Origin of the sequence: Sphingobium sp. RAC03, from assembly GCF_001713415.1 — a bacterium.
GTDB lineage: Bacteria > Pseudomonadota > Alphaproteobacteria > Sphingomonadales > Sphingomonadaceae > Sphingobium.
The window spans coordinates 2,748,880-2,771,755 of sequence record NZ_CP016456.1; the positions used below are offsets into that span (position 1 = coordinate 2,748,880).

The 22,876-nt window shown below is 63.6% G+C and carries 24 protein-coding genes; 9 read left to right on the forward strand and 15 right to left on the reverse strand.

Features of this window, described 5'->3' with window-relative positions:
- Positions 1–120: 120 nt before the first annotated feature.
- The 3 genes from BSY17_RS17900 to BSY17_RS17910 all read left to right on the forward strand — a co-directional run bounded on the left by BSY17_RS17900 (position 121) and on the right by BSY17_RS17910 (position 4,679).
- The gene (locus BSY17_RS17900; RefSeq protein ID WP_037480527.1) at positions 121–897 is read left to right on the forward strand and encodes an enoyl-CoA hydratase-related protein; all 777 of its coding nucleotides are present in this window, start codon (positions 121–123) and stop codon (positions 895–897) included.
- A 171-nt stretch (positions 898–1,068) separates the two neighbouring features.
- Positions 1,069–3,456, forward strand: a complete 2,388-nt coding sequence (locus BSY17_RS17905; protein WP_069066480.1) for a TonB-dependent receptor — start codon at positions 1,069–1,071, stop codon at positions 3,454–3,456.
- A complete protein-coding gene (locus BSY17_RS17910) occupies positions 3,456–4,679 on the forward strand; it encodes a dipeptidase (RefSeq protein WP_069066481.1) in 1,224 nt (407 codons plus the stop codon). The genes BSY17_RS17905 and BSY17_RS17910 overlap by 1 nt, the downstream gene beginning before the upstream one ends.
- Positions 4,680–4,768: 89 nt before the next feature.
- Here BSY17_RS17910 and mmsB read toward each other — a convergent pair whose 3' ends face one another.
- The 3 genes from mmsB to BSY17_RS17925 form a co-directional block, all read right to left on the reverse strand.
- Positions 4,769–5,653, reverse strand: coding sequence for a 3-hydroxyisobutyrate dehydrogenase (mmsB, locus tag BSY17_RS17915; protein WP_069066482.1), 885 nt, complete (start codon positions 5,651–5,653; stop codon positions 4,769–4,771).
- Positions 5,654–5,798: 145 nt separating this feature from the next.
- On the reverse strand, positions 5,799–6,857 hold the full coding sequence (locus tag BSY17_RS17920; RefSeq protein ID WP_069066483.1) for an enoyl-CoA hydratase/isomerase family protein: 1,059 nt from the start codon (positions 6,855–6,857) through the stop codon (positions 5,799–5,801).
- Between the two features lie 134 nt (positions 6,858–6,991).
- The gene (locus BSY17_RS17925; protein ID WP_069066484.1) at positions 6,992–8,134 is read right to left on the reverse strand and encodes an acyl-CoA dehydrogenase family protein; all 1,143 of its coding nucleotides are present in this window, start codon (positions 8,132–8,134) and stop codon (positions 6,992–6,994) included.
- Between the two features lie 68 nt (positions 8,135–8,202).
- On the opposite strand from BSY17_RS17925, the gene BSY17_RS17930 reads away from it, so the two are divergent.
- Positions 8,203–8,508 (forward strand): GIY-YIG nuclease family protein, encoded by a 306-nt coding sequence (locus BSY17_RS17930; protein WP_069066485.1) that lies wholly within the window; start codon positions 8,203–8,205, stop codon positions 8,506–8,508.
- A 69-nt stretch (positions 8,509–8,577) separates the two neighbouring features.
- On the opposite strand, the gene BSY17_RS17935 is transcribed toward BSY17_RS17930, so the two are convergent.
- A complete protein-coding gene (locus BSY17_RS17935; RefSeq protein WP_069066486.1) occupies positions 8,578–10,077 on the reverse strand; it encodes a CoA-acylating methylmalonate-semialdehyde dehydrogenase in 1,500 nt (499 codons plus the stop codon).
- Positions 10,078–10,184: 107 nt separating this feature from the next.
- Between BSY17_RS17935 and BSY17_RS17940 the strand changes: the two genes are divergently transcribed.
- The 4 genes from BSY17_RS17940 (at position 10,185) to BSY17_RS17955 (ending at position 13,608) form a co-directional block, all read left to right on the forward strand.
- A complete protein-coding gene (locus tag BSY17_RS17940; protein WP_069067064.1) occupies positions 10,185–11,087 on the forward strand; it encodes a LysR family transcriptional regulator in 903 nt (300 codons plus the stop codon).
- Between the two features lie 118 nt (positions 11,088–11,205).
- Positions 11,206–11,835 carry a class I SAM-dependent methyltransferase gene (locus BSY17_RS17945; RefSeq protein ID WP_043148868.1) on the forward strand — a complete coding sequence of 210 codons (630 nt, stop codon included), beginning with the start codon at positions 11,206–11,208 and terminating at the stop codon, positions 11,833–11,835.
- Positions 11,836–11,908: 73 nt separating this feature from the next.
- Positions 11,909–12,841 carry an ABC transporter ATP-binding protein gene (locus BSY17_RS17950; protein WP_069066487.1) on the forward strand — a complete coding sequence of 311 codons (933 nt, stop codon included), beginning with the start codon at positions 11,909–11,911 and terminating at the stop codon, positions 12,839–12,841.
- Positions 12,841–13,608, forward strand: a complete 768-nt coding sequence (locus BSY17_RS17955) for an ABC transporter permease (RefSeq protein ID WP_069066488.1) — start codon at positions 12,841–12,843, stop codon at positions 13,606–13,608. The genes BSY17_RS17950 and BSY17_RS17955 overlap by 1 nt, the downstream gene beginning before the upstream one ends.
- 111 nt (positions 13,609–13,719) lie before the next feature.
- On the opposite strand, the gene BSY17_RS17960 is transcribed toward BSY17_RS17955, so the two are convergent.
- The 9 genes from BSY17_RS17960 to rpsF all read right to left on the reverse strand — a co-directional run bounded on the left by BSY17_RS17960 (position 13,720) and on the right by rpsF (position 19,727).
- Entirely contained in the window at positions 13,720–14,040 is a 321-nt protein-coding gene (locus BSY17_RS17960; RefSeq protein WP_037479154.1) for a hypothetical protein, read from the reverse strand.
- 74 nt (positions 14,041–14,114) lie between these two features.
- Entirely contained in the window at positions 14,115–15,491 is a 1,377-nt protein-coding gene (locus tag BSY17_RS17965) for an MATE family efflux transporter (protein ID WP_069066489.1), read from the reverse strand.
- A gap of 67 nt (positions 15,492–15,558) precedes the next feature.
- Positions 15,559–16,491 carry a DUF808 domain-containing protein gene (locus tag BSY17_RS17970; protein ID WP_069066490.1) on the reverse strand — a complete coding sequence of 311 codons (933 nt, stop codon included), beginning with the start codon at positions 16,489–16,491 and terminating at the stop codon, positions 15,559–15,561.
- 92 nt (positions 16,492–16,583) lie between these two features.
- On the reverse strand, positions 16,584–16,817 hold the full coding sequence (locus tag BSY17_RS17975; RefSeq protein WP_037475129.1) for a hypothetical protein: 234 nt from the start codon (positions 16,815–16,817) through the stop codon (positions 16,584–16,586).
- Positions 16,814–17,146: a hypothetical protein gene (locus BSY17_RS17980; RefSeq protein WP_037475131.1), complete on the reverse strand. Its 333-nt coding sequence runs from the start codon at positions 17,144–17,146 to the stop codon at positions 16,814–16,816. The genes BSY17_RS17975 and BSY17_RS17980 overlap by 4 nt, the downstream gene beginning before the upstream one ends.
- Before the next feature lie 38 nt (positions 17,147–17,184).
- A complete protein-coding gene (locus tag BSY17_RS17985; RefSeq protein ID WP_069066491.1) occupies positions 17,185–18,243 on the reverse strand; it encodes an extracellular catalytic domain type 1 short-chain-length polyhydroxyalkanoate depolymerase in 1,059 nt (352 codons plus the stop codon).
- 192 nt (positions 18,244–18,435) lie between these two features.
- Complete coding sequence (gene rplI / locus BSY17_RS17990; RefSeq protein WP_037475137.1) at positions 18,436–19,038, reverse strand: 50S ribosomal protein L9; 603 nt, start codon at positions 19,036–19,038, stop codon at positions 18,436–18,438.
- Positions 19,039–19,051: 13 nt separating this feature from the next.
- Positions 19,052–19,276, reverse strand: a complete 225-nt coding sequence (gene rpsR, locus BSY17_RS17995; protein WP_006950194.1) for a 30S ribosomal protein S18 — start codon at positions 19,274–19,276, stop codon at positions 19,052–19,054.
- Between the two features lie 13 nt (positions 19,277–19,289).
- The gene (rpsF, locus tag BSY17_RS18000) at positions 19,290–19,727 is read right to left on the reverse strand and encodes a 30S ribosomal protein S6 (protein WP_037475143.1); all 438 of its coding nucleotides are present in this window, start codon (positions 19,725–19,727) and stop codon (positions 19,290–19,292) included.
- A gap of 324 nt (positions 19,728–20,051) precedes the next feature.
- On the opposite strand from rpsF, the gene BSY17_RS18005 reads away from it, so the two are divergent.
- A complete protein-coding gene (locus BSY17_RS18005) occupies positions 20,052–21,452 on the forward strand; it encodes a GntP family permease (protein WP_069066492.1) in 1,401 nt (466 codons plus the stop codon).
- 4 nt (positions 21,453–21,456) lie between these two features.
- On the opposite strand, the gene BSY17_RS18010 is transcribed toward BSY17_RS18005, so the two are convergent.
- Together BSY17_RS18010 and BSY17_RS18015 are read right to left on the reverse strand one after the other, a co-directional pair.
- A complete protein-coding gene (locus tag BSY17_RS18010; protein ID WP_069066493.1) occupies positions 21,457–21,849 on the reverse strand; it encodes a BLUF domain-containing protein in 393 nt (130 codons plus the stop codon).
- 170 nt (positions 21,850–22,019) lie between these two features.
- Entirely contained in the window at positions 22,020–22,466 is a 447-nt protein-coding gene (locus BSY17_RS18015; protein WP_069066494.1) for an RcnB family protein, read from the reverse strand.
- Positions 22,467–22,876: the final 410 nt, after the last annotated feature.

Genomic DNA, 22,876 nt, shown 5'->3' on the forward strand with positions numbered 1-22,876 from the left:
CCCGCTATCGAGAGGGTGACACCCCTCCGTCAGCCCTTCGGGCTGCCACCTCCCCTTGCAAGGGAGGATTTATCGGAATTGATGCGGTCTTGATTGGCAACGCAATAATGGGAGATGGCAATGACCTATGAAACGATCCTGGTCGAACAGCGCGACGCGGTCACGCTGATCACGCTTAACCGGCCGCAAGCGTTGAACGCGCTCAACGGCCAGGTGCTGAGCGACCTGAGCGCCGCTTTTGCCGCCTATGATGCCGACCCGACCCAGCATTGTGCGGTCCTGACCGGTAGCGAAAAGGCGTTTGCGGCGGGCGCGGACATCAAGGAGATGGTCGACAAGGACGGGGCCGATTTCTTCCTGCAGGATTTCTTTTCCGGCTGGCAGACCCATGTGGTCGCCACCCGCAAGCCGTGGATCGCGGCGGTCGCTGGCTTTGCGCTGGGCGGTGGGTGCGAACTGGCGATGATGGCGGATTTCATCATTGCGGCGGATACGGCGAAATTCGGCCAGCCTGAAATCAAGCTGGGCGTCGCGCCGGGCATGGGCGGATCGCAGCGCCTGACCCGCGCGGTCGGCAAGGCCAAGGCGATGGACATGTGCCTGACGGGTCGGATGATGGGCGCTGAGGAAGCCGAACGGTCGGGGCTGGTGAGCCGGATCGTGCCTGCCGCCGAGCTGCTGGACGATGCGCTCAAGACCGCGGCCGCCATCGCCGCGATGCCGCCGATGGCCGCAATGGTGAACAAGGAAATGGTGAATATCGCGTTCGAGACGGGCCTGGCCCAAGGATTGCTGACCGAGCGGCGCATGTTCCAGATCCTGACCGCGACCGAGGACAAGAAGGAAGGCATGACGGCCTTTGTCGAGAAGCGGCCTGGCGTCTGGAAGGGCCGCTGATACCCTGTGTCTTCCTGTGGCGGATCGGCAACAGGCACGGATTTTGTGACAGATTGATGGCGGCTTTTCCCAGCACCCTCGTTTCAGAAGGAAACTGAATAACGAAATATGGAGAGGTGCGACGCCCTGCGCGTCACCCTGATCGGCTCATGACACCCAGGGAGCCTCTTCATGTCCGTCCATTTTGTCGTCCGTCCGTCCACTCGCGCGCTGTTGCTGGCCTGTGCTGCCGCAGCCCTGGTTCCTGCCGCCCATGCGCAGGAGCCGGTCGGCGATGATGAGGCGAGCATCACCGTTACCGGCCGCCGCATTTCCCAATCGTCCGAGGCGATCGGCGAGGATAAGGTGAGCAATGTCGTGGCGGTGACGCGCGAGGCGTTGCTGTCCGCGCCATCGGGCATTTCGGGCCTGAAAATGCTGGAGCAATTGCCCGGCTTCAACGTGCAGACCGACGGGGCGCTGGGCCTCTATGAATTCGGCAACAGCGTCCAGACCCGCGCGTTCAACCTGGATCAGATCGGCTTCATCGTCGATGGCATCCCGACGGGCCGCAGCGATGCGTTCGGCGGCAGCCCGGTGTTCCGCTATGTCGACAATGAAAATCTGGGCGTCGTCGAAGCCGCCGTCGGCGCAGGCGATGTAGGCCTGCCCAGCTATTCGACGCTGGGGCCAGTGGTGCAATATAACAGCATCGCGCCGCAGGAGGATATGGGCCTGTTCGTGTCGCAAAGCTTTGGCGATTTCGGGCTGAAGCGGACCTTCATCCGCGCCAGCACGGGGCAGGTCGGACCCTTCCGCGCCTATGTGAGCCGCACCAAGCTGGACAGCGACCTGTGGCGGGGCGTCGGCACGGTCGATCGCGCGCATTGGGAGGCGCAACTCCACGCCGATCTGGGCGGTGATAGCTGGGCGCGGTTCAAATTCGTGTCGAACGACTTTTTCGACTATGACTCGCCGACGCTCAGCCGCACACTCTACAATTCCGCGACGCCGGATGTGGGCGGCAACACCGGCCGGGATCGTGGCTATATCGCCGTCGTGCCCAACAGCACGCCGGGTTTTGCGCCGGTGGCGGGCGGCCCGGCCTTTTCCAACAGCAACTATACCTACACCTATAATCTCGCGCTCAACGTGCGGAAGGACAAGCTCTATGGCGGCACTGTCCATCTGGGGATAGCCGATGGTGTATGGGCCGAAGCGACGGCCTATTATGAGGATAAGGGCGGTTATGGCGTGTCGCCCGACAGCTATGCCAACAGCCTGTTGCAATATACGCGGCAAACGGCGGCAGGCCTGGCGCTGACGGCGCCGCGCGGTACGCAATATGGTCTATCGACGGTGGGCGGCGACCGCTATGGCCTGACCACCAAGCTCCATTGGGACATGGGCGCGCATAGCGTGGAGGCGGGCCTGTGGGCTGAGGTCGACAGCTATAATCGCACCCAGGCACGCTTCAACACGACCGACGGGTCGCCCGCCAGCGCGCCCAACCTGGACGAACTCGTCTATGCGCGGCGCGACTATCAGTCGGAACGGCATACGACGCAGGCGTTCGTCAAGGACCGCATTTCCCTGATGGATGACAGCCTGATCTTCGACCTGGGAATCAAGGCACTGCATATCGACTATCGCCAAAGCGGCTATCGCGACTTCAACGACTATTATCGCAATGCGGGCACCGCCGCTGCGCCCGTCTGGGTTGCGGGCTGGGGACCGCAGACCAACCGGGCCAGCTATGGCGACGGGTTCCTGCCGATGGCGGGCGTCCTCTACAAGATCGACAACCAGACCCAGATTTTCGCCTCCTATGCTGAAAATATGGCCTTGCCCAAGGGGATGGATGACATCTTCTCGGTCGCACTGAACAGCAGCGCGGCCGTCGTGCCTGCTCCTGCGCCGGAACGGTCGCAGAATTTCGAGGCGGGCATCCGCACCAACCAGGGGCAGTTCTATGCGTCGCTGGCGGGCTATTACACCAAGTTCAAGAATCGCATCCAGTCGATCACGGGCATCCTGCCCGGCACGACCAACGTCACCGAAACTTTCTTTCAGAATGTCGGCCGGGTGACGGCCTATGGCGCGGAATTCAGCGGCACGTTCAAACCGTCCGCACTCAATGGCCTTGCCTATTTCAACCTGAGCGCCACCTATAATATCGCCAAGTTCAAGGACGATATCGTCACGCCCACCCTGACCTATGCGACCGATGGCAAGTTCATTCCCGACAGCGCCAAATGGATCGTCAATGGCGGCGTGACGATCGAACCGGCGAGTTGGCTGGTGGGCAATATCTCCGGCAAATATACCAGCCGCCGCTGGTCCACCTTCGTCAATTCGCCGGGTTCGAGCGTGCCGGGCTTCACCGTGTTCAGCGCCTATGTCGATATCGGCGATGGTTTCAGCCTGGGGCCGGTCAAGAGCGTGAAGGCGCGGTTCAACGTCGACAATCTGTTCGACAAGGATGTGCTGTCCTATATTTCCTCGACCGTGACGGGCGATGGCTTCTTCCGGCCGCTGTCACCGCGGACGTTCCAGTTCACCATTTCGGGTGAAATCTGATGCGGGTTGGACGTATGATGGGGGCAGCGCTGATCGCGCTGCTCCCGGTTGCGGTGTCGGCGCAGGCCGTGCCCAAGAAGGTGCAGCAATTGCATCAGAAGCTGCTGACGCTCGACAGCCATCTCGACACGCCCGCCTCGCTCGACCTGCCGGACTGGTCGATCGACGAGGAACATGGGGTGCATAGCGACTATACCCAGGTCGATTTGCCGCGCATGAAGAAGGGCGGGCTGGATGGCGGTTTCTGGGCCATCTATACGGGGCAGGGGCCGTTGACGGTCGAGGGCTTTGCCAAGGCGCGCGATTTCGCGCTGATGCGGGGCGTGTCGATCCGCGAGATGGTGGCGGCGGACCCGGCCAATTTCGCGCTGGCATTGGAGGCGAAGGACGCGGCGCCGATCGCGGCTGCGGGCAAGCGGGTCGTCTATATGTCGATCGAAAATGCCTATCCGCTGGGCGAGGATATCGGCCTGCTCCAGACATTCTACGACATGGGCGTGCGGGTGGTGGGCTTTGCCCATTTCGCGCATAACCAGTTTGCCGACAGTTCGACCGACCCGTCCAAGAAGCCGCGTTTTGGCGGGCTTAGTCCGCTCGGCAAGCAATTGCTCAAGGACATGAACCGGCTGGGCATCGTGCCGGATGCCTCGCATAGTTCGGACCAGGTGCTGGACGACCTGCTGGCCTTGTCCACGACGCCGGTGCTGCTGACCCATTCGGGGTGCAAGGCGGTCTATGACCATCCGCGCAATATCGACGATGATCGGTTGAAGGCGCTGGCGGCCAAGGGCGGCGTCATTCAGATGAACGCCTATGGGGCCTATCTGAAGGCGGCCAAGCCGAACCCGGAGCGGCAGAAGGCGATGGGCGCGCTGTTCGCGTCGATGCGCGAGGGGGGCAAGATGACGGCCGAGAAGCGCGCCGAATTGCTGGGCAAGCGGCAGGAGATCGACCGGCTCTATCCTGAGACCGACCGGGCGACTTTCGATGATTTCATGGCGCATATGCTGCATGCGCTCAAGGTCGTGGGGCCGGACCATGTGGGGATCGGTGCGGACTGGGATGGGGGCGGCGGGGTCGTCGGCATGGAGGATGTGCTGGACTTGCCCAGGATCACCGAGGCGCTGTTGAAGGCGGGCTATAGCGAGGCGGATGTGCAAAAGATCTGGGCGGGCAATGTGTTGCGCGTGCTGGCGGCGGCCGAGGCGGGGAAGGGGACGTAACAGTCAAAACCGTTCGCTTCGAGCGAAGTCGAGAAGCGGCAAGCGCGGTGCCAGCGTTTCTCGACTTCGCTCGAAACGAACGGAGGGGGTTACTTCCCTTCCAGCATTTCGATCATGAGCGAGAAGTCGCGGGTGGCTTCGCCCTGGTTGGCGAGGAGTTGGTAGAGCGATTCCGCTACGTTGCCCATGGGGACGGATGCCCCGACCGAGGCGGCGGCTTCGGTGGCGAGTTTCAAATCCTTGAGCATCAGGCCGACGGCGAAGCCGCCCTGATAGCCATTGTCGGATGGCGATTGCGGGCCGACGCCGGGGACGGGGCAGTAGCTGGTCATCGACCAGCTTTGGCCCGACGAGACGCTGGAAATGTCATAGAAGGTCTGCGGATCGAGGCCGAGCTTCTTGGCCATGGCGAAGGTTTCGCAGGTGGCGACCATGGTCGCACCGAGCAGCATGTTGTTGCAGATTTTCGCGGCCTGGCCATTGCCCGCGCCGCCGGCGTGGATGACCGCCTTGCCCATGGCCGAGAGGATGGGCTTGGCGCGTTCGAAGGCGGCATCCGCGCCGCCGACCATGAAGGTGAGCGTGCCGCCATTGGCCGCTGCGATGCCGCCGGAAACGGGGGCGTCGACCATGTCGAAGCCGCGATCCGTCGCCGCGTCGATCACGCGGCGGGCGGTGGCGACGTCGATGGTCGAGCAATCGAGGAACAAGGCGCCGGGGCTGGCCGCGCCATAGACTTCGCCCGAATAGACGCTTTCGACATGCTTGCCGGCGGGCAGCATAGTGACGACGGCGTCGGCGTCAGTCGCGGCGTCGGCGGCGCTGCTGGCGCGGATGGCACCCAAGGATTGCGCCTTGGCCAGTGCTTCTTCCGACAGGTCGAAGGCGCGGACGGCATAGCCGTGCTTGAGCAGGTTGGCGGCCATGCCGCCGCCCATATTGCCGAGTCCGATGAAGGCGATGGTCTGGGTCATGATGCTATTCTCTCCTGCTTAACTTCGCATATTTCCCGTAAAAACGGACATATTCGTGCGCGGCCCTGATCCTATCGGAAAGCGGGCGGCGTGGGGCAGGCAAGGTGCATGGGGACCATAGCAGGTGCCTGCCGTGTAGGACAGATCAGGTCGCGAGCGCCGGGAGCGGGGTCCATTGCTGGTCGGCGGGCAAGGCCACGAAGATCGCATCGATCATCGCGTCGCTCACCTCCTCCAGCGTGGCCGGAGTCCATTGCGGCTTGTTGTCCTTGTCGAAGATCAGCGCGCGCACGCCCTCGACGAAATCGGGGCGGCGGATGATTGCGCAGGCGAGGCCATATTCCATCGCCATGTTGGAGGCGAAATCGGGCTGGGCCGCGCCCTCGACCAGTTGGCGCAGGGCGACCTTGATCGTCTGGGGCGATTTGGTGGCGAGAGTGGCGCGCTGCTTGGCGGCCCATTCGCTGCCGTCGGCGTCGAGCGCGGCGACGATCTCCTCCGCCTTGTCCGAGGCGAAGAGGCGGTCGATGTCGGGGCGGGCGGCTTCGAGTTTCGAGGGTGGGGGCGTTTGCGTGGCGGCGTCGAGGATGGCGGTCAGGCTGGCGGGGTCGGCGAGGATGCGGGCCTTGACCTCGTCCACTGTTTCGGACGGCATATAGTGGGTCGCGATGCCGATAGCGGCGCAGTCCGCGCCGTCGATCCGCGCGCCGGTGGCGGCGAGCCATGCGCCGACCCGGCCCGGCAGGCGGGGGAGATACCAGCCACCGCCGACATCGGGGAAGAGGCCGATGCCGGTTTCGGGCATGGCGAAGGTGGTCCGTTCGGTCGCGACGCGATAGCGGGCGGGGAGCGAGATGCCGACGCCGCCACCCATGACGATGCCGTCGATGAAGGCGACGATCGGCTTGTCATAGACGAACAACAGATGGTTCATTTGATATTCGAGATGGAAGAAGCGTTCCGCCTCGACGCAGTCCGTTTTAGCGCTGTTCGCGATGAGCGCGATGTCGCCGCCCGCGCAGAAGCCGCGCCCTTCGCTGTGGTCGATCATCACGGCGGTCACGCTGTCGTCGCTGCGCCAGGCGAGCAGGGCGGTGTTGATCGCGTCGCACATGGCTGGCGTCAGCGCGTGGATCGCCTTGGGGCGGTTGAGGCGGATGCGGCCGATGCTATTTTCGATGAAGGTCAGGACTTGGTCGGTCATGTCTTTTCCTCAAAATCCGTTCGTCATCCCCGCGAAGGCGGGGAACCATCTCCGGCCTTATCGACGGGCGCGAGGCTGGGAGATGGGTTCCCGCCTTCGCGGGAATGACGGTGTTTTATCCTTCCTGCTCTGGGCTAATCCCGCAACATGTCCCGCGCGATGATCATGCGCATGACCTGGTTGGTGCCTTCGAGGATGGAATGGACGCGCAGGTCGCGCCAGAAGCGTTCGACGGGATAGTCCATCAGATAACCATAGCCGCCATGGAGTTGCAGCGCGCGGTCCACGACCGATGAGCCGGTGTCGGTGGCGAAGCGCTTGGCCATGGCGGCGAAGCGGGTCTTGTCCGGGGCGTTGTCGGTCACCTTGACGGCGGCGGCGTATAGGAGCGTGCGGGCGGCCTGCAGCTCGGTTTCCATGTCGGCGAGCGTGAACTGGGTATTCTGGAAGTCGGCGATGGATTGGCCGAATTGCTTGCGGTCCTTGGTATATTGCACCGCTTCGTCGATGCAGCGCTGCGCGCCGCCGAGCGAGCAGGCGCCGATATTGAGGCGGCCGCCGTCGAGGCCCGCCATGGCGATGGCGAAGCCCTGGCCTTCGGCGCCGACGAGATTGGCGGCGGGGACGCGGACGGCGTCGAAATTGACCTGAGCGGTGGGTTGGCTGTGCCAGCCGAGCTTGCGCTCCTGCGCGCCGAAGCTGACGCCGCGCATTCCCTTGTCGATGACGAGGCAACTAATGCCTTTCGGTCCTTCCTGGCCCGTGCGGACCATGACGAGATAGACTTCATTCTCGCCGCCGCCGGAGATGAATTGTTTGGAGCCGGTGACGACATAATGGTCGCCATCCTTGACCGCCTTGGTCTTGAGGCTGGCCGCGTCCGAGCCTGCGCCGGCTTCGGTCAGGCAATAGCTGGCGATGCGGGTCATGGGGATGAGGTCGGAGAGATAGGCGGCCTTCAGCGCGTCGCTGCCATAGCTGTCGATCATCCAGGCGGCCATATTGTGGATCGAGATGAAAGCGCTGGTGGAGGGGCAGCCATAGGCCATGGCTTCCATGATGAGCGCGGCTTCGAGGCGGCCGAGGCCGATGCCGCCGGCGCTTTCGGAGACGTAGATGCCGCCGAAACCCAGTTCCGCCGCCGCGCGGATCGTGTCGCGGGGGAAGATGTGTTTTTCGTCCCACTCGGCGGCGTGCGGGGTGATCGCGTCGGCGGTGAAGCGGCGCGCGAGTTCCTGGATTTCGCGTTGGTCGTCGGTGAGGTCGAATTGGGTCATGATGGCTTGTCCATACTGTATTTTCCGTCATGCTGACGGACGTCAGCATCCATTAGCGCGGCCCCCGAATGGAACGTCAACCTTGCGTCTATCTGTTGAGCAGTGGTCGTCATGCCACGATCTATATCGGCGTCACATCTGATTTGATGGGTAGGTTGCACCAACATCGCACCGGCGCGGTTCCCGGCTTCACATCGCGCTATAATGTGAAGCGACTGGTTCATTATGAAATGGCCGAGACGATGGAAGCGGCCATCCTGCGCGAGAAGCAGTTGAAAGCCTGGAAGAGGGCGTGGAAGGTGGCGCTCATCGAGAAGGATAATCCATTCTGGGAAGATCGGGCCGTCATGCTGGGCTTTCCGCCTCTGGCGTAGAGCGAATGGATCCTGACGTTCGTCAGGATGACGAGCGGGGAGAGGTGGTGCCTATCCCCCCCCATCCCCTTACCCCATGGTCGGGATGACGAACGCATTCGCCGCGTCGCCTACGCCGCCATCGGGCCAGCGTTGGGTGATCGTCTTGACCTTGGTCCAGAATTTGACGCCCTCCATGCCGTGCTGGTTGGTGTCGCCAAAGGCCGAGCGTTTCCAGCCGCCGAATGTGTGGTAGGCGACCGGGACCGGGATCGGCACGTTGATGCCGACCATGCCGACATCGACGCGGGCGGCGAATTCGCGGGCGGCGTGGCCGTTGCGGGTGAAGATGGCGACGCCATTGCCATATTGATGCTGGCTGGGGAGGGCGACGGCTTCTTCGAAACTGTCGGCGCGGACCATCTGGAGGACGGGGCCGAAAATCTCTTCCTTGTACGCGCTCATGCCGGTGGTGACATGATCGAACAAAGTGGGGCCGACAAAGAAGCCTTCCTCATGCCCTTGCAGGGTGAAGCCGCGGCCGTCGACCACCAGTTCCGCGCCTTCATCGACGCCGGTCTGAATCCAGTTTTCGATCTTCTGCTTGTGTGCGGCGGTGACGACCGGGCCATAATGGGCTTCGGCATCGGTGGAGACGCCGACGCGCAGGGCTTCGATCGCCGGGATGAGCTTTTCACGCAGCGCAATGGCGGTCTTTTCGCCGACCGGCACGACGACGGGGAGGGCCATGCAGCGCTCGCCCGCCGAGCCGAAGGCGGCGCCGGACAGGTCGTTGACCACCTGGTCGAGATCGGCGTCGGGCATGACGATGCCGTGATTTTTCGCGCCGCCCATCGCCTGGACGCGCTTTCCGGCGGCGACGCCGCGATTATAGACATAATGGGCGATGTCGGACGAGCCGACGAAGCTGACGCCCTTGATGTCCGGGTGGTCGAGGATGGCGTCGACCATTTCCTTGTCGCCCTGAACGACCTGGAGGATGCCGTCGGGCAGGCCCGCTTCGCTGAACAGTTCGGCGAGGCGGACAGGCACGGACGGGTCACGCTCGGAGGGCTTGAGGATGAAGGCGTTGCCGGTCGCGATGGCGACGCCCGACATCCAGAGCGGGATCATGCCGGGGAAGTTGAAGGGCGTGATGCCCGCGCCAATGCCAATCGGCTGGCGGAAGCTGTAGACGTCGATGCCGGGGCCTGCGCCTTGGGTATATTCGCCCTTGAGGACGTGGGGGATGCCGCAGCAAAATTCGATGACTTCGAGGCCGCGCTGAATGTCGCCCTTGGAGTCCGCGATCACCTTGCCATGTTCGGAGCTGAGCAAGTGGGCCAGCTCGGTCATGTTCGCTTCGACCAGCGCCTTGAAATTGAACATGACGCGGGCGCGGCGTTGCGGGTTGACGGCGGCCCAGGCGGGCTGCGCTTTCTTGGCAGCGGCGACGGCGAGGTCGAGCAGGGCGGCATCGCCCAGCGCCACGCGCGCCTGGACGCCGCCATTATTGGGATCGAACACGTCGCTATAGCGTGTCGCTGGCGCGTCATGGGTGAAGGCGAGCTTGTGCGAAATCTCACGCATGGAAGGCATCCTCTCAAATTGTTGCCGCCTTCTAGGCTGCTTGCGTTATTGCAAGCAATGGGGAAGTTATGCATGGGTGGCCTGCAATTTTGCAGGGGTGGGGCGGCATGTTCGATTGGGATGACCTGCGGGTATTTCTGGCGGTGGCGCGCGCGCGCAAGGTAGCCCCGGCGGCGCGGGCGCTGGGGATCGACGCGACCACGATCGCGCGGCGGCTGGCGCGGTTGGAGAAGGCGCTGGATGCCGAATTGTTCGAAATGGGCGCTGGTGAGCGCAGCCTGACGGCGCGGGGGCAGGAGTTGCTGGGCCATGCCGAGGCGGCCGAGAGCGCGGCGCTGGCGGCGGTCGAGGAGATGCGCGGGCAGGAGCGCACGTTGGCGGGGCAAGTGCGGCTGTCGGTGGCGGAGGGGTTCGGCACCTGGGTGCTGGCACCGGGGATGGGCGATTTCAACCGGCGGCATCCGGGCATCCGGCTGGACCTGATCACCGCGTCGGGTTTCCTTAATCCTTCCAAGCGCGAGGCGGATATGGCGGTGATGCTGGCGCGGCCGCAGCGGGGGCGGTTGATGGTACGGCGGCTGGGGGATTATCGGCTGCATCTTTATGCCGCGCCCGATTATCTGGCGCGGGCGGGGCGGCCGGAGACGCCCGCTGACCTGCGCGGGCATACGCTGATCGGCTATGTGCCGGAATTCATCTTTTCTCCGGAGCTGGATTATCTGGACGAGGTGGAAGCGGGGTTGGAGGCGCATTTGCGATCGACCAGCATCATCATGCAGCAAAGAATGATCGCGGAAGGGGCAGGGATCGGCGTGTTGCCGGACTTTATCGGGCGGCGTGACGCAGGGTTGGTGCCGTTGATGGCAGAGCGGGTCGAGATTACGCGCAGCTTCTGGCTGGTCATGCATGGCGACCTGCGCAAGCTGGCGCGGATCGCGGCGGTGGCCGATTGGCTGCAAGAACGCATCGAAACGCTTTCTGGTTACCGCGATTTAGCTTCGCTGGCCTGAAGGCTCCGAGCCGCCGGGTGATATCACCCGGCTCGAAATCGCTCATAAAGCCAATCGACGGGACGGCTCCGGCTCGCTAAGGGAGTCGCGATGGATAGAGAGCGGTCGTATTTCGCCCATGCAGCATAAGCCCAAGCGCAGCCGGGCAATCGCTCTTCCGAGCGGGGAATTTCGCGCCCGCGCCACCGAATATCTCGATTTCCTGGCCGCCTGGGTCCAGAAGCCGCGCCAGACGGCGTCGGTCGTGCCATCGAGCCGCTATCTCGCGCGGCTGATGGTGGCGCAGATCGATCCGACCGATGGCCGGGTGCTGGAACTGGGCGGGGGAACGGGCGTGTTCACGCGGGCCATCCTGAAGACCGGCCTGCCGCCCGAAAAGCTTGAGGTGGTGGAGATTAATCCCGCCTTTGCGCGCGGATTGCGGCGGCATTTTCCGCAGGTGTCCGTGCTGGAAACCCCCGCGCAGATCGTGTCGACCGCGACGGCGGGGGAACCGGGCGATTATCAGGTGGTGGTGAGCGGATTGCCGCTGCTGGCGATGGACCGCTATATGCATCACGACATATTGTCCGAATCCTTCCGTATGTTGCAGCCGGGGGGCAGCTTCGTGCAGTTCACTTACTCGATGCGACACCCGGTCAATCGGGAGGTTATCGAGGCGCTGGGGCTGGATGTGGTGCGTGTCGGCCAGACGGTGCGCAATTTTCCACCCGCGACCGTATTCAGGTTCACGCGTCGGGGAGAATAGGGAGGGCGAATAGGTTGCGTTTGGCAATCTTCTCCCTATCTTTGCCGCACTGCAAAAAGGGGCTGAGCCATCCATGGCATCCATCATTACCATCGACGGCCTGACCAAACGCTATGCGTCTGGATTCGAGGCGCTCAAGGGCGTTGACCTGACCATCGAGGAAGGCGAGATTTTCGCGCTGCTGGGGCCGAATGGCGCGGGCAAGACGACGATGATCTCCATCATCTGCGGCATTGCGCGGGCGACGGGCGGCAGCGTGACGGTGGCCGGGCATGACATTGTGCGCGACTATCGCGGGGCGCGGTCGGCGATCGGGCTGGTGCCGCAGGAATTGTCCACCGACCAGTTCGAACGGGTGATCGACACGGTGACGTTCAGCCGGGGGCTGTTCGGCAAGCCGCGCAACCCGGCCCATATCGAAAAGGTGCTGCGCGACCTGTCGCTGTGGGACAAGCGCAACAGCAAAATCTTGGAATTGTCGGGCGGCATGAAGCGCCGGGTGATGATCGCCAAGGCGCTGAGCCATGAGCCGCGCGTGCTGTTCCTGGACGAGCCCACGGCGGGCGTGGACGTGGAGTTGCGGCGCGACATGTGGACGCTGATCGGCGAATTGCGCCAGACCGGCGTCACCATCATCCTGACCACCCATTATATCGAGGAGGCTGAGGAAATGGCCGACCGGGTGGGGGTGATCAACCGCGGCGAGCTGATGCTGGTCGAGGACAAGGTCGCGCTGATGAAGAAGCTGGGCAAGAAGACGCTGAGCGTTGTTCTGGCCGAGCCGCTGGCGAGCGTGCCCGGCGAACTGGCCGAATGGGACGTGACGCTGAAGGCCGATGGCCATGAAATCGAATATATTTTCGATACGACGGCGGAGCGGACCGGGGTGTCGTCGCTGCTGCGGCGGCTGGGTGACCTGGGCATCGCGTATAAGGATCTGAATACGCGGCAGAGCAGCCTGGAGGATATTTTCGTGAGCCTGGTTCATCAGGAGAAGGCGGCGTGATGCTACAGAATGTGCGCGCCATTGCGGCGATCTATCTGTTCGAATTGCATCGGTTCCGGCGCACGCTCATGACGGGCCTGCTGGTGCCGGTGATTACGACATCGCTCTATTTCGTGGTGTTCGGCGGCGCGATCGGGTCGCGGATGACGGAGGTGGACGGGATTCCCTATGCCGCCTTCATCGTGCCGGGCCTCATCATGATGTCGATGTTCACCGAGAGCATCTTCAATGCGAGTTTCGGCATCTATATGCCCAAATTCACCGGCACCATCTATGAATTGCTGTCGGCCCCGGTGTCAGCGACCGAGACGATCATCGCCTATGTCGGCGCGGCGGCGACCAAGTCGCTGATCGTCGGCAGCATCATTTTCCTGACGGCGCATCTGTTCGTCGATGTGCAGGTGGCGCATCCCTTTGCGATGGCCGGGTTCATGGTGCTGATCGCGATCAGTTTCTGCCTGTTCGGCTTCATCCTTGGCGTATGGGCGCAGAGTTTCGAGCAGTTGCAGGTGATCCCGATGCTGCTGATCATGCCGATGACGTTTCTGGGCGGGGCTTTTTATTCAGTGCAGATGCTGGCCGAACCGTGGCGGACGATCACCTTCTTCAACCCGATCGTCTATCTGATCTCCGGCTTCCGCTGGACCTTCTTTGGCCAGGGGGATGTCGGGATCGAGTTCAGCCTGTTGTTCGTCGCCGGGATGCTGACGGTGTGTATCGCCATTATCGCCTGGATGTTTCGGACGGGGTATCGGTTTAAGAAGTGAGGGGGCGCGCGCGCCCCGACCCGTTCGTTTCGAGCGAAGTCGAGAAACGCTGCGGTCAGGTTTCTCGACTTCGCTCGAAACGAACGGAGGTTTTGCCTAGCCCTCCGCCGGTCAGGCGGCGGCGCTTTCTGGGGCTACGGCGAACAAGGTGACGTTGCGGTATTTATCGTCATTCTGGTCGTAAAGACCGTGCATCGCCTCGAACTGCTCGTCCAACACCTTGAGGTCGGATAGGCCGACCAGCTTGAACGTGCCGAGCTTGAGTTCGCGCGGGGGGGTGCCGTCGCGATCGACGGTCACGGCGTCGATGAATAATTCATCATGGCGCGTGTAGAGGATGTGCGGGGCCAGGGTGACGACCATCTTGTTATAGGTCACCTTCAGGCACTTCTGGAGCGCGATCGCTTCAAAAATCTCGGTCGGGGCTTGCATGATGTCCGATTCATGACCGATTTTGCCGATTCTTTCAATTGCTTTGTGCGCCGCACCATGGACGCGCAACGCAATCAGGCCGGGACGAGGCCCAGCCGTTCGCGTAAGGACCAGCGGATGACCAGCATGACGGCCACAACGCCAAGGCCGCTGGCGAGACCGAGCCAAATGCCGAGGCCGTCCATGCCGAGCGGAAAGGCGAGCAAGCTGCCGATGCCGATCCCCACCACCCAATAGCCGATGAGCGCGAAGATCATCGGGATGGTCGTGTCCTGCAACCCGCGCAGCACGCCCGCGCCGACGGCCTGCGCGGCATCGACAAGCTGAAACAGGGCGGCGATGGCGAGGAAGCTGACGGCGAGGCTGATCGTCCGGGCATTGGCCGGGTTGTCGAGGTCGAGGAAGACGGAAACCAGGGTGCGCGGCATCAGGATGAGCGCGGCGGCGGCGACGGCGGCAAAGCCCGTGCCCAGGATCAGCGCCAGCCAGCCGGCGCGGCCGATCCCGGCGCGGTCATGTCGTCCATGGGCGATGCCAACGCGCACGGTGGCGGCCTGGCCTATGCCCATCGGCACCATGAACACCAGAGCGGCGATCTGGATCGCGACCGCATGGGCGGCGAGCGAGTCGCGGTCGATCAGCCCCATGAGCAGCGCCGAAGCGTTGAAGACGGTGGTTTCAAAGCCGAGCGTGATCGCGATCGGGAGGCCGAGCGCCCAGACCTGCCGCTGCCGTTCGCGATCGCGCGTCCAGAAACGACCCAGGATGCGATAGCGGCGGAAGCGCCGGTCGATCAGGATGACGCCGAGCAGGCCGAAGAAGAGAAAGGCCGACGAGATGGTGCCCGCCAGCCCGGCACCGAAGAGGCCGAGCGGCGGGAAGCCGAGATGGCCGAAGATCAGCGCCCAGCCAATCAGCAGGTTGAAGGGCAGCGCGCAGAGCATGATGAGCAGGCCCCAGATCGGCCGTTCCAGCGCGGCGATGAAGGTCCGCAATGTGGTGAAGCCAAGGAAAGGCAGCAGCGCCCATTGCATGCCGTGCATCAATCGTCCGGCATCGCGCGACAGGTCGGCATCCTGCCCCATGGCGAGCAATATCGCCTCGCACTGCCACAGGATCGCCCAAGCGGGCAGCACGAAGAAGAGCGCGGCGCGCAGCGTCTGTTGCACGGTACGGCGCACGTCGCGCACCGAATGGCGGCGGCGGCCGCGCTCGCTGGCGATCAGCGGCGAGGCGGCGGTGACGAGACCCATGCCGAAGAGCAGGAAAGCGTGGAACAGGTTGATGGCGAGCGCACCCGCTGCGACCGCTTCTGCGCCAAGGCGGCCGAGCAGCAGCAGGTCGGTCGCGGCGATGGCCGACCAGGCGATATTGCCCGCGATCATCGGCAGCGCGAGGGCGATGAGGGCGCTGGCTTCGATGCGCCATGGGGAGGGGTGGGTCACGGCCATGGTCCAAAAGATCGGGTGTGCCGTTGCGCCCTGGGCTCCTGCTTGCGCAGGAGCACGGACCGTTGGCTTAATGCTTTTTCTTGAACAGATGCAGGGCGGCGACGATGATGGCGCCGATTATGAGGCCGACAATGCCTGCGCCGATTGCATTGACCACCCAATCGGCCACGGGGGCGACGGCGGGGAGCGCCTGAGCCGCGCCCTGCGCCAGATGGTGGATCATGTCGGGGATCAGATCGAGATGATATTCGTGCAGGCCGTGGACGATGAGGCCACCGCCGACCCAGAGCATCGCGGCGGTGCCGACGACGCTCAATATCTTCATGAGGATCGGCATCGCCTTGACCAGGCCACGGCCGATCGCGCGGGTGACGTAGGAGGCGCGCTGGGCGAGGTGGAGGCCGATATCGTCCATCTTCACGATCAGGCCGACGACGCCATAGACGCCCGCCGTGATCCCGATAGCAACGACGAACAGGACGATCGCCTGCTCCCAGATCGGCTTGTCGGCCACGGTGCCAAGCGAAATGGCCATGATTTCACCCGACAGGATGAAGTCGGTGCGGATGGCGCTCGATACTTTCTGGTTTTCAAGCTCTGTCGAATTGAGGGTCGCCAGCGCTTCTTCGGCGACGTCATGGCCGCCCTGGATCGCTTCCAGCAGCTTTTCCGCCGCCTCGAAACAGAGGAAGGCGCCGCCGACCATGAGAAGCGGTGGCAGCAGCCAGGGCGCGAGCGCGCTGATGAGCAAAGCGGCGGGCAGCAGGAAGAGGAGTTTGTTGCGGATCGATCCCTTGGCGATTTTCCAGATGATCGGCAATTCGCGTTCGGCGGTGAGGCCCATCACGTAATTGGGGGTCACGGCGGCGTCGTCGATCACGACGCCTGCCGCCTTCGTGCCGGCCTTACCAGCCGCGGCGGCGACATCGTCGAGCGAGGTCGCGGCAAGTTTGGCAATGCCCGCGACATCATCGAGCAGCGCGATCAGACCCGAAGGCATGGACGGTCATTCCCCTGTTATGGGCGGTGAATAGCCGCCCCGTGCGCGCGCTTCATAGAGGGCGCGTGGCGGGGGAGCAATGGAGGTTTGGTTCAGTAATTGCCCGGCGGGTCGCTGGCGGGAAAGCTCTCGTCCGACTGTTCATCGACCAAGTCCCAGTCCGCCTCGGCAATGCCCTCCTGTGGCCCGGCGTCGCGGACGATGCCGGAGGAGCCGATGGGACCGCGATCGTCGGGCACCTTGCCGTCACCCATCCATGCGCGCCAGCCTTTGAGCGCGATGGCGCCCAGACCCGTGACGATGGCCAGTTTGAATAGCCCCTTCATGATTGCTTCTCCCGCTCATGATGTATGTGGACCCAGTCGGCGCGATCATGGCCGACCGCTTCGGAGGTCAGCCGGATCTCGCCTTCTTCGTCCGACCCGCCCGAATCGCTTTCATTTGCAGCGGGCGGTGCCACAGTCCAGCGTTCGCGCAGGGCCGCGTCAATCATCGCTTCCCAGATCGCCGCATCGCCGACGGCGCGCATGGCTTCGTCCGGCTCCTTCATCAGGGCGAGGATGCTGGCCGCATCCTGAACGCGGGCGGGCCAGTCGTCGGGTGCGTCCGTGGCGAGATGGCGGGCCAGCTTTTCGATCAGGGCAGGGTTTTTCATGATGGCGCAACGCGCCGCGCTTGGCGGCGTTCCGTGCGTCAGGGCACGGCCTTGCGCACTGGCTTGCGCCTACGGGCGAGGAAGAAGCGCAGCATGGCGCGCGAGGCGTCGGGACCGGCGGGGTCGGTGTAGGAACCCGCGCGCGCGCCGCCCGACCAGGCGTGGCTGCTGCCATGGACGGTCCAGTTTTCCAGCATGACGTCGCCCTTTGCGTCGCGATGTTCGGTGCGGGTGAAGGCGCGTCCGCCCGCCGACATGCCTTCCTCCGTCCGGCTGACCAGCGGGCCGTGGGTCGACCGTTCGAGCAGCGACCGGAAGCCGTCCGCATTGGAGGGGTGGACGACGGTGTCGGCGTCGCCATGAAAGACGATGGTCGGGCGGGGGCGGGGTGTGCGGCCGGTCGGGGCCTCGCTCGTCGAGCGGCCCCGCATGGCGGCCAGCGCGCCGCTGACGGTGCTGACGTCGCCACGGGTCAGGGCGGAATGGATGCCGACCGCGACGAACAGTTCGGGATAGGCCTGGCCGATGATCGCGGCCGCGACGCCGCCTGCGGATATGCCCGCGATATAGACCCGCGTGGGGTCGGCGCGGGCCAGCGCGATGGCGTGGCGGGTCAGCCCGGCGATCAGCGCCGGTTCGCCCTTGCCGCGCAGTTGGTCGCCAGGCCGGTGCCAGTTCCAGCAGCGGGCCATATTGGCCGACCGGGATTGTTCGGGATAGAGCATGATGACGCCGCGTTCGTCGGCGAGTTGGTTCATGCCGGTGCCGGTTGCGAAATCGCCCGCGGATTGGGAACAGCCATGGAGCATCACGACGATCGGCATACGGCGGCGCGCGGAGCCGGTCGGCGTGTAGAGCTTATAGCGAATCGTGCCATGCTTGCTTTCGAACAGGCCGTCGGTGAAGCTGCCGGGCAGGGGCCGGGCGGGCGGGGTCGGCTTGGGCGTCCGTTTGGTGGCAGGTTTGCGGGCTGGCGCTTTTTTGAGGGGCTTGGCGGGAGTCGTCAGTAGCCCATGCATGGCAAAGGCGGCCGACATCGGGCGGCCCTTCTGCATCAGTCTGGCGGCCTTCATAGCCGAGGCGAATGGATTTTTCATGGGACGTCCCCTTGGCTGACGCGCGGTTAAGGGCCAACCACGATGCAAGCCTGAACGGGGAAACGGACCGCATCCCCGTTCGATCCCGCAGTGCAGCATTTACTTGGACGCGGAGGGCCAACCCTTTGTGCCGCACCAACAAAAAAGCCGCCCGTTGCGGGGCGGCTTTCTCGTTCGATCGGAAGAGGAGGCTCAGGCGTCTTCGGCCGGGGCTTCGTCTTCAGCCTTGTCCATGGCGATTTCGCCAGGCTCAGCATTGGGATCATAGTCTTCGGTGAAGCCGCTCTCGTCCTTTTCGAACAGATCAGCCATCACGTCCACGCCTTGCGACTGGAGATCGGCTTCTTCCGGCGAGCGGGCGACGTTGACCTGGATGGTGGTCACGACTTCGGGGTGCAGCGCAACCTTGACGTCGAAAACGCCGAGCGTCTTGATCGGGCGTTCCAGCACGATCATCGACTTGGTCACGTTGGTGATGCCCTGGGCGCTGAGCGCTTCGAGGATGTCGCGAACCGCAACCGAACCATAGAGCGCACCAGCGTTGGACGACTGGCGGATCAGGACGATCTGGGTGCCGTTGACACCATCGGCCGCGGCTTCCGCGTCGGCACGACGGGCAGCATTGTCGGCTTCGATCTTGGCGCGGTTGGCCTCGAACACCTTTTTATTGGCGTTGTTGGAGCGCAGCGCCTTCTTGTTCGGCAACAGGAAGTTACGGGCGTAGCCGTCCTTGACGGTTACGACGTCGCCAATGGCGCCGAGCTTCTCGATGCGTTCGAGCAGAATGATTTCCATGGGGCTTACTCCCTTACTTCACGATGTAGGGCAGCAGGCCCAGATGACGGGCGCGCTTGATGGCCTGGGACAGTTCGCGCTGCTTCTTGGCCGAAACGGCCGTGATGCGGCTGGGGACGATCTTGCCGCGTTCGGACACGAAGCCCTGCAACAGACGGACGTCCTTATAATCGATCTTCGGCGCATCCTTGGCGGCGAAGGGGCAGCTCTTGCGGCGGCGGAAAAATGGGCGTGCCATGGTTCAGGTCTCCTTATTCGCCAGCGGTTTCTTCGCGGTCGCGGCGCGGGCCACGATCACCACGATCTTCGCGCGGGCCACGATCGCCACGGTCGCCGCGGGGACCGCGATCACCACGTTCCGAACGCTCCTGCTTGCGCATCATCACCGAAGGGCCGGTTTCCAGCTCGTCGACCTTGACGGTCATGTAGCGGATGATGTCTTCGTTGATCTGGGTCTGGCGCTCCAGCTCCGCGATCACATTGCCCGGCGCGTCGATGTTCAGCATGACGTAGTGCGCCTTGCGGTTCTTCGCGATCTTGTAGGCGAGCGAACGCAGACCCCAGGTCTCGACCTTGGTAACCTTGCCTTCATTCTCTTCGACGATCTTGGTGGCGATTTCCGCCAGCGCGTCCACCTGCGCCTGTGCCAGATCCTGGCGCGCAAGGAACACATGCTCGTACAGAGCCATGATAATGCCTTTTCTGTTGGCCGATTGCTGACGCGCACCCCATGTGCAGCGCCCCTCCGGCTGTCGTCTCGTTCCGTATCTTCGCACTAGAGCGAGTCACCCCGGTCCGTCGCGAAGGCGGGCCTATGGCGGAAATGCGGGGGAAAGGCAAGGGGCTCGCGTGGCTATGTGATCCGCCAGACTTGCCAGCGCAGATTGAATATAGATAGTGCGCCACCATGGCAAAGCGTTCCTCGGCGAAGGCCGGGGTCCAGTTGTTAGGTTTGGACTGGGCCCCGGCCTTCGCCGGGGAACGGACATAAAATTTGAGGAGCAGGAGAGTATATGGCCGTTGCGATTGCCGCCTTGTCACTGATCCTGCTGATGATCGCGGCCTATCGGGGCATGAGCGTCATCATCATGGCGCCGTTGCTGGCGATGCTGGCGGTGTTGTTGACGGATCCGGCCGCCGTGCCTGCTGCCTTTTCGGGGCTGTTCATGGAGAAGGTGGCGAGTTTCCTGAAGCTCTATTTTCCTGTGTTTCTGCTGGGCGCGCTGTTCGGCAAGCTGGTCGAGATTTCGGGTTTTTCCCGCGCGATCGTGACGGCGGTGATCGGCGTGGTGGGCGCGGGGCGGGGGATTCCGGCGATCATGCTGGTGACGGCACTGCTGACCTATGGCGGGGTGTCGGTGTTCGTCGCGGTGTTCGCCGTCTATCCCTTCGCCGCCGAGATGTTTCGCCGGGCCGACATTCCCAAGCGGCTGGTGCCGGCGACCATCGGCCTGGGCGCGATCACCTTCACCATGGATGCGTTGCCCGGCACGCCGCAGATCCAGAATATCATTCCGACGAGCTTCTTTGGCACGACCACTTGGGCCGCGCCGGTGCTGGGGACGATCGGGTCGGTCTGTATCGCGGCGATGGGACTGGCCTATCTTGGCTGGCGGCGACGGACGCTGATGGCGGCGGGCGAGGGCTATGGTGCGCCTGAAACGCTGGTGAACGAACCGGAGCCGGTGGAGGACGCCGCCCCGGTGCATCCGCTAATCGCGCTGCTGCCGTTGTTGGTGGTGGGGGTTGGCAATCTGCTGCTGACGATGGCGATCCCGCGCTGGGTGAGCGGCGATGTCGTCACCTTGTCGCTGGTCGGGATGGCTGCGCCAGTGGAGGTGCAGGTGGCGCAGGTGTCCGCGCTGTGGGCGGTGGAGGGCGCGTTGCTGCTCGGCATTGCGACGATCCTTATGTTTGCCTTCCGTACCGTGGCCAAGCGCTTTGCCGAAGGATCGAAGGCGGCGGTGGGCGGCGCTTTGCTGGCAGGGATGAATACGGCGGTGGAATATGGGTTCGGTGCGGTGATCGCGGCGCTGCCCGGTTTTCTGGTCGTCAAGGAAGCGCTCAAGGCGATCCCCAATCCGTTGATCAATGAAGCGATTACGGTGACGTCGCTCGCCGGGATCACCGGGTCGGCATCGGGTGGCCTGTCGATCGCGCTGGCCGCCATGGCGGACCAGTTCATGCTGGCGGGCGATGCGGCGGGCATCCCGCGCGAGGTGTTGCACCGGGTGGCGTCGATGGCGTCGGGCGGGATGGACAGTTTGCCGCATAATGGCGCGGTGATCACGCTGCTGGCGGTGACGGGGCTGACCCACCGGCAGGCCTATAAGGATATTTTCGCGCTGACGCTGATCAAGACGCTGACGGTCTTTGTCGTGATTGCGGTCTATTATCTGACCGGGCTGGTCTGATCCCTTATCGGACGGCCGGGCGGTGCAGGTCGGCTGATCCCATGAAGTGCGCGCGGGTCGAGGGACCGGCCCGTTCGAGCAGGGCGGCGACCTTGTCCTTCAAGCTGTTCGACGGCCGGGCGGGGTCGTCATAGGCCATGGCCCATTGGCCAAATTCGCGTGTCTCGATCGTGCCTTCGCGCAGCTTGACGACGGCGCGGTGGCGGGGGTCGTCATAGATGCGGGCGAAGATGCGTTCGACCGCATCCCTTGGCCCTTCCAGCACCTGGAGGAAGCGGCGCGAGTTGAACAGCAGGAGGCCGGTGACATCGTCGCGCTGGTTGTTGACGGCGGAAAGTTGCGCGACGGCGGCGCATTCCTGCGGCGTGACCGTACCTACGACGGTGCTGATATACATGATCTGATGTAGTGGCATGGATGGTCCCGGCTCGGCGCTTTGGTATCTTATAGGAGAAAATCCCTTAATATGGGGTGTTTAACCTGGATTAGACAGGAAGATGCCCCAGGGGGGAGAGAGAACCCCTGGGGCATCCATGCGACCCTCCGGCTGTCGGGAGGTATCTGGTTTTAGCGGATCGCGCCGCCGATGACCGCGCCGATGATGCCGCTGGTGAGGGCGATCAGGACCGCGTCGTTACCCGACTGGACCCACTGATAGCCGCGCGGTGGGGCGTTCAAGCGATAGCCGCGATAATTGTTGATCACCCGATAATTGGCGGCCTGGCGACGGTCGAAGCGCTGACCCTTGGCCCAGCGATGATTGACCACGGCGGCGCGGTTCGGGCGATAGGCGTTGCCGCGATAGACGACATTGCCGTTGTTGCGCACGCCGGGCTTGTTCACGACGGTCTTCTGCTTGACCACGGTGCGGCCGTTGGGCTTTTGCTTGACGACCGTGCGGGTCTGTTCCTGGCGATGCTGCGCGCCGTAGCTTTGTGCCTGGGCCTGCGCGCTGATGAGGGGGCTGGCGACCAAGGTGGTGGTGGCCAGGGCCATGATGATCTTCTTGAACATATACTTGCTCCTTTGCCTGTGTTTCGGGCGCCGTCTCTGGCGTCGAAGACAGAGATAGGCCCCGCTTGTCGCGGGGATGTGCCGGGAAGGGGCAAAGAGTGTCGGAAATTGTATCAAGTGGTTGTTTGGGCTGAATGGCTGTTCAGGAATGGCCAGATTTCAGGGGTTTGGGCGCTAAATCGATGGCGGAACACCCCTCCGTCTGGCGGCGCCAGCCACATCCCCCGCCGGGGGATCGTTGCGAAATGCGGATCGCTTACGAATCATCGTCATTCCCGCGAAGGCGGGAATCCATCTCCCACCTTATCGTCTTGAATTTAGGTCCGGAGATGGATCCCCGCCTTCGCGGGGATGACGTAAAAACTTGTGGATGATGAATATCGCAACGACCCCCGCCGGGGGGAGGGTGA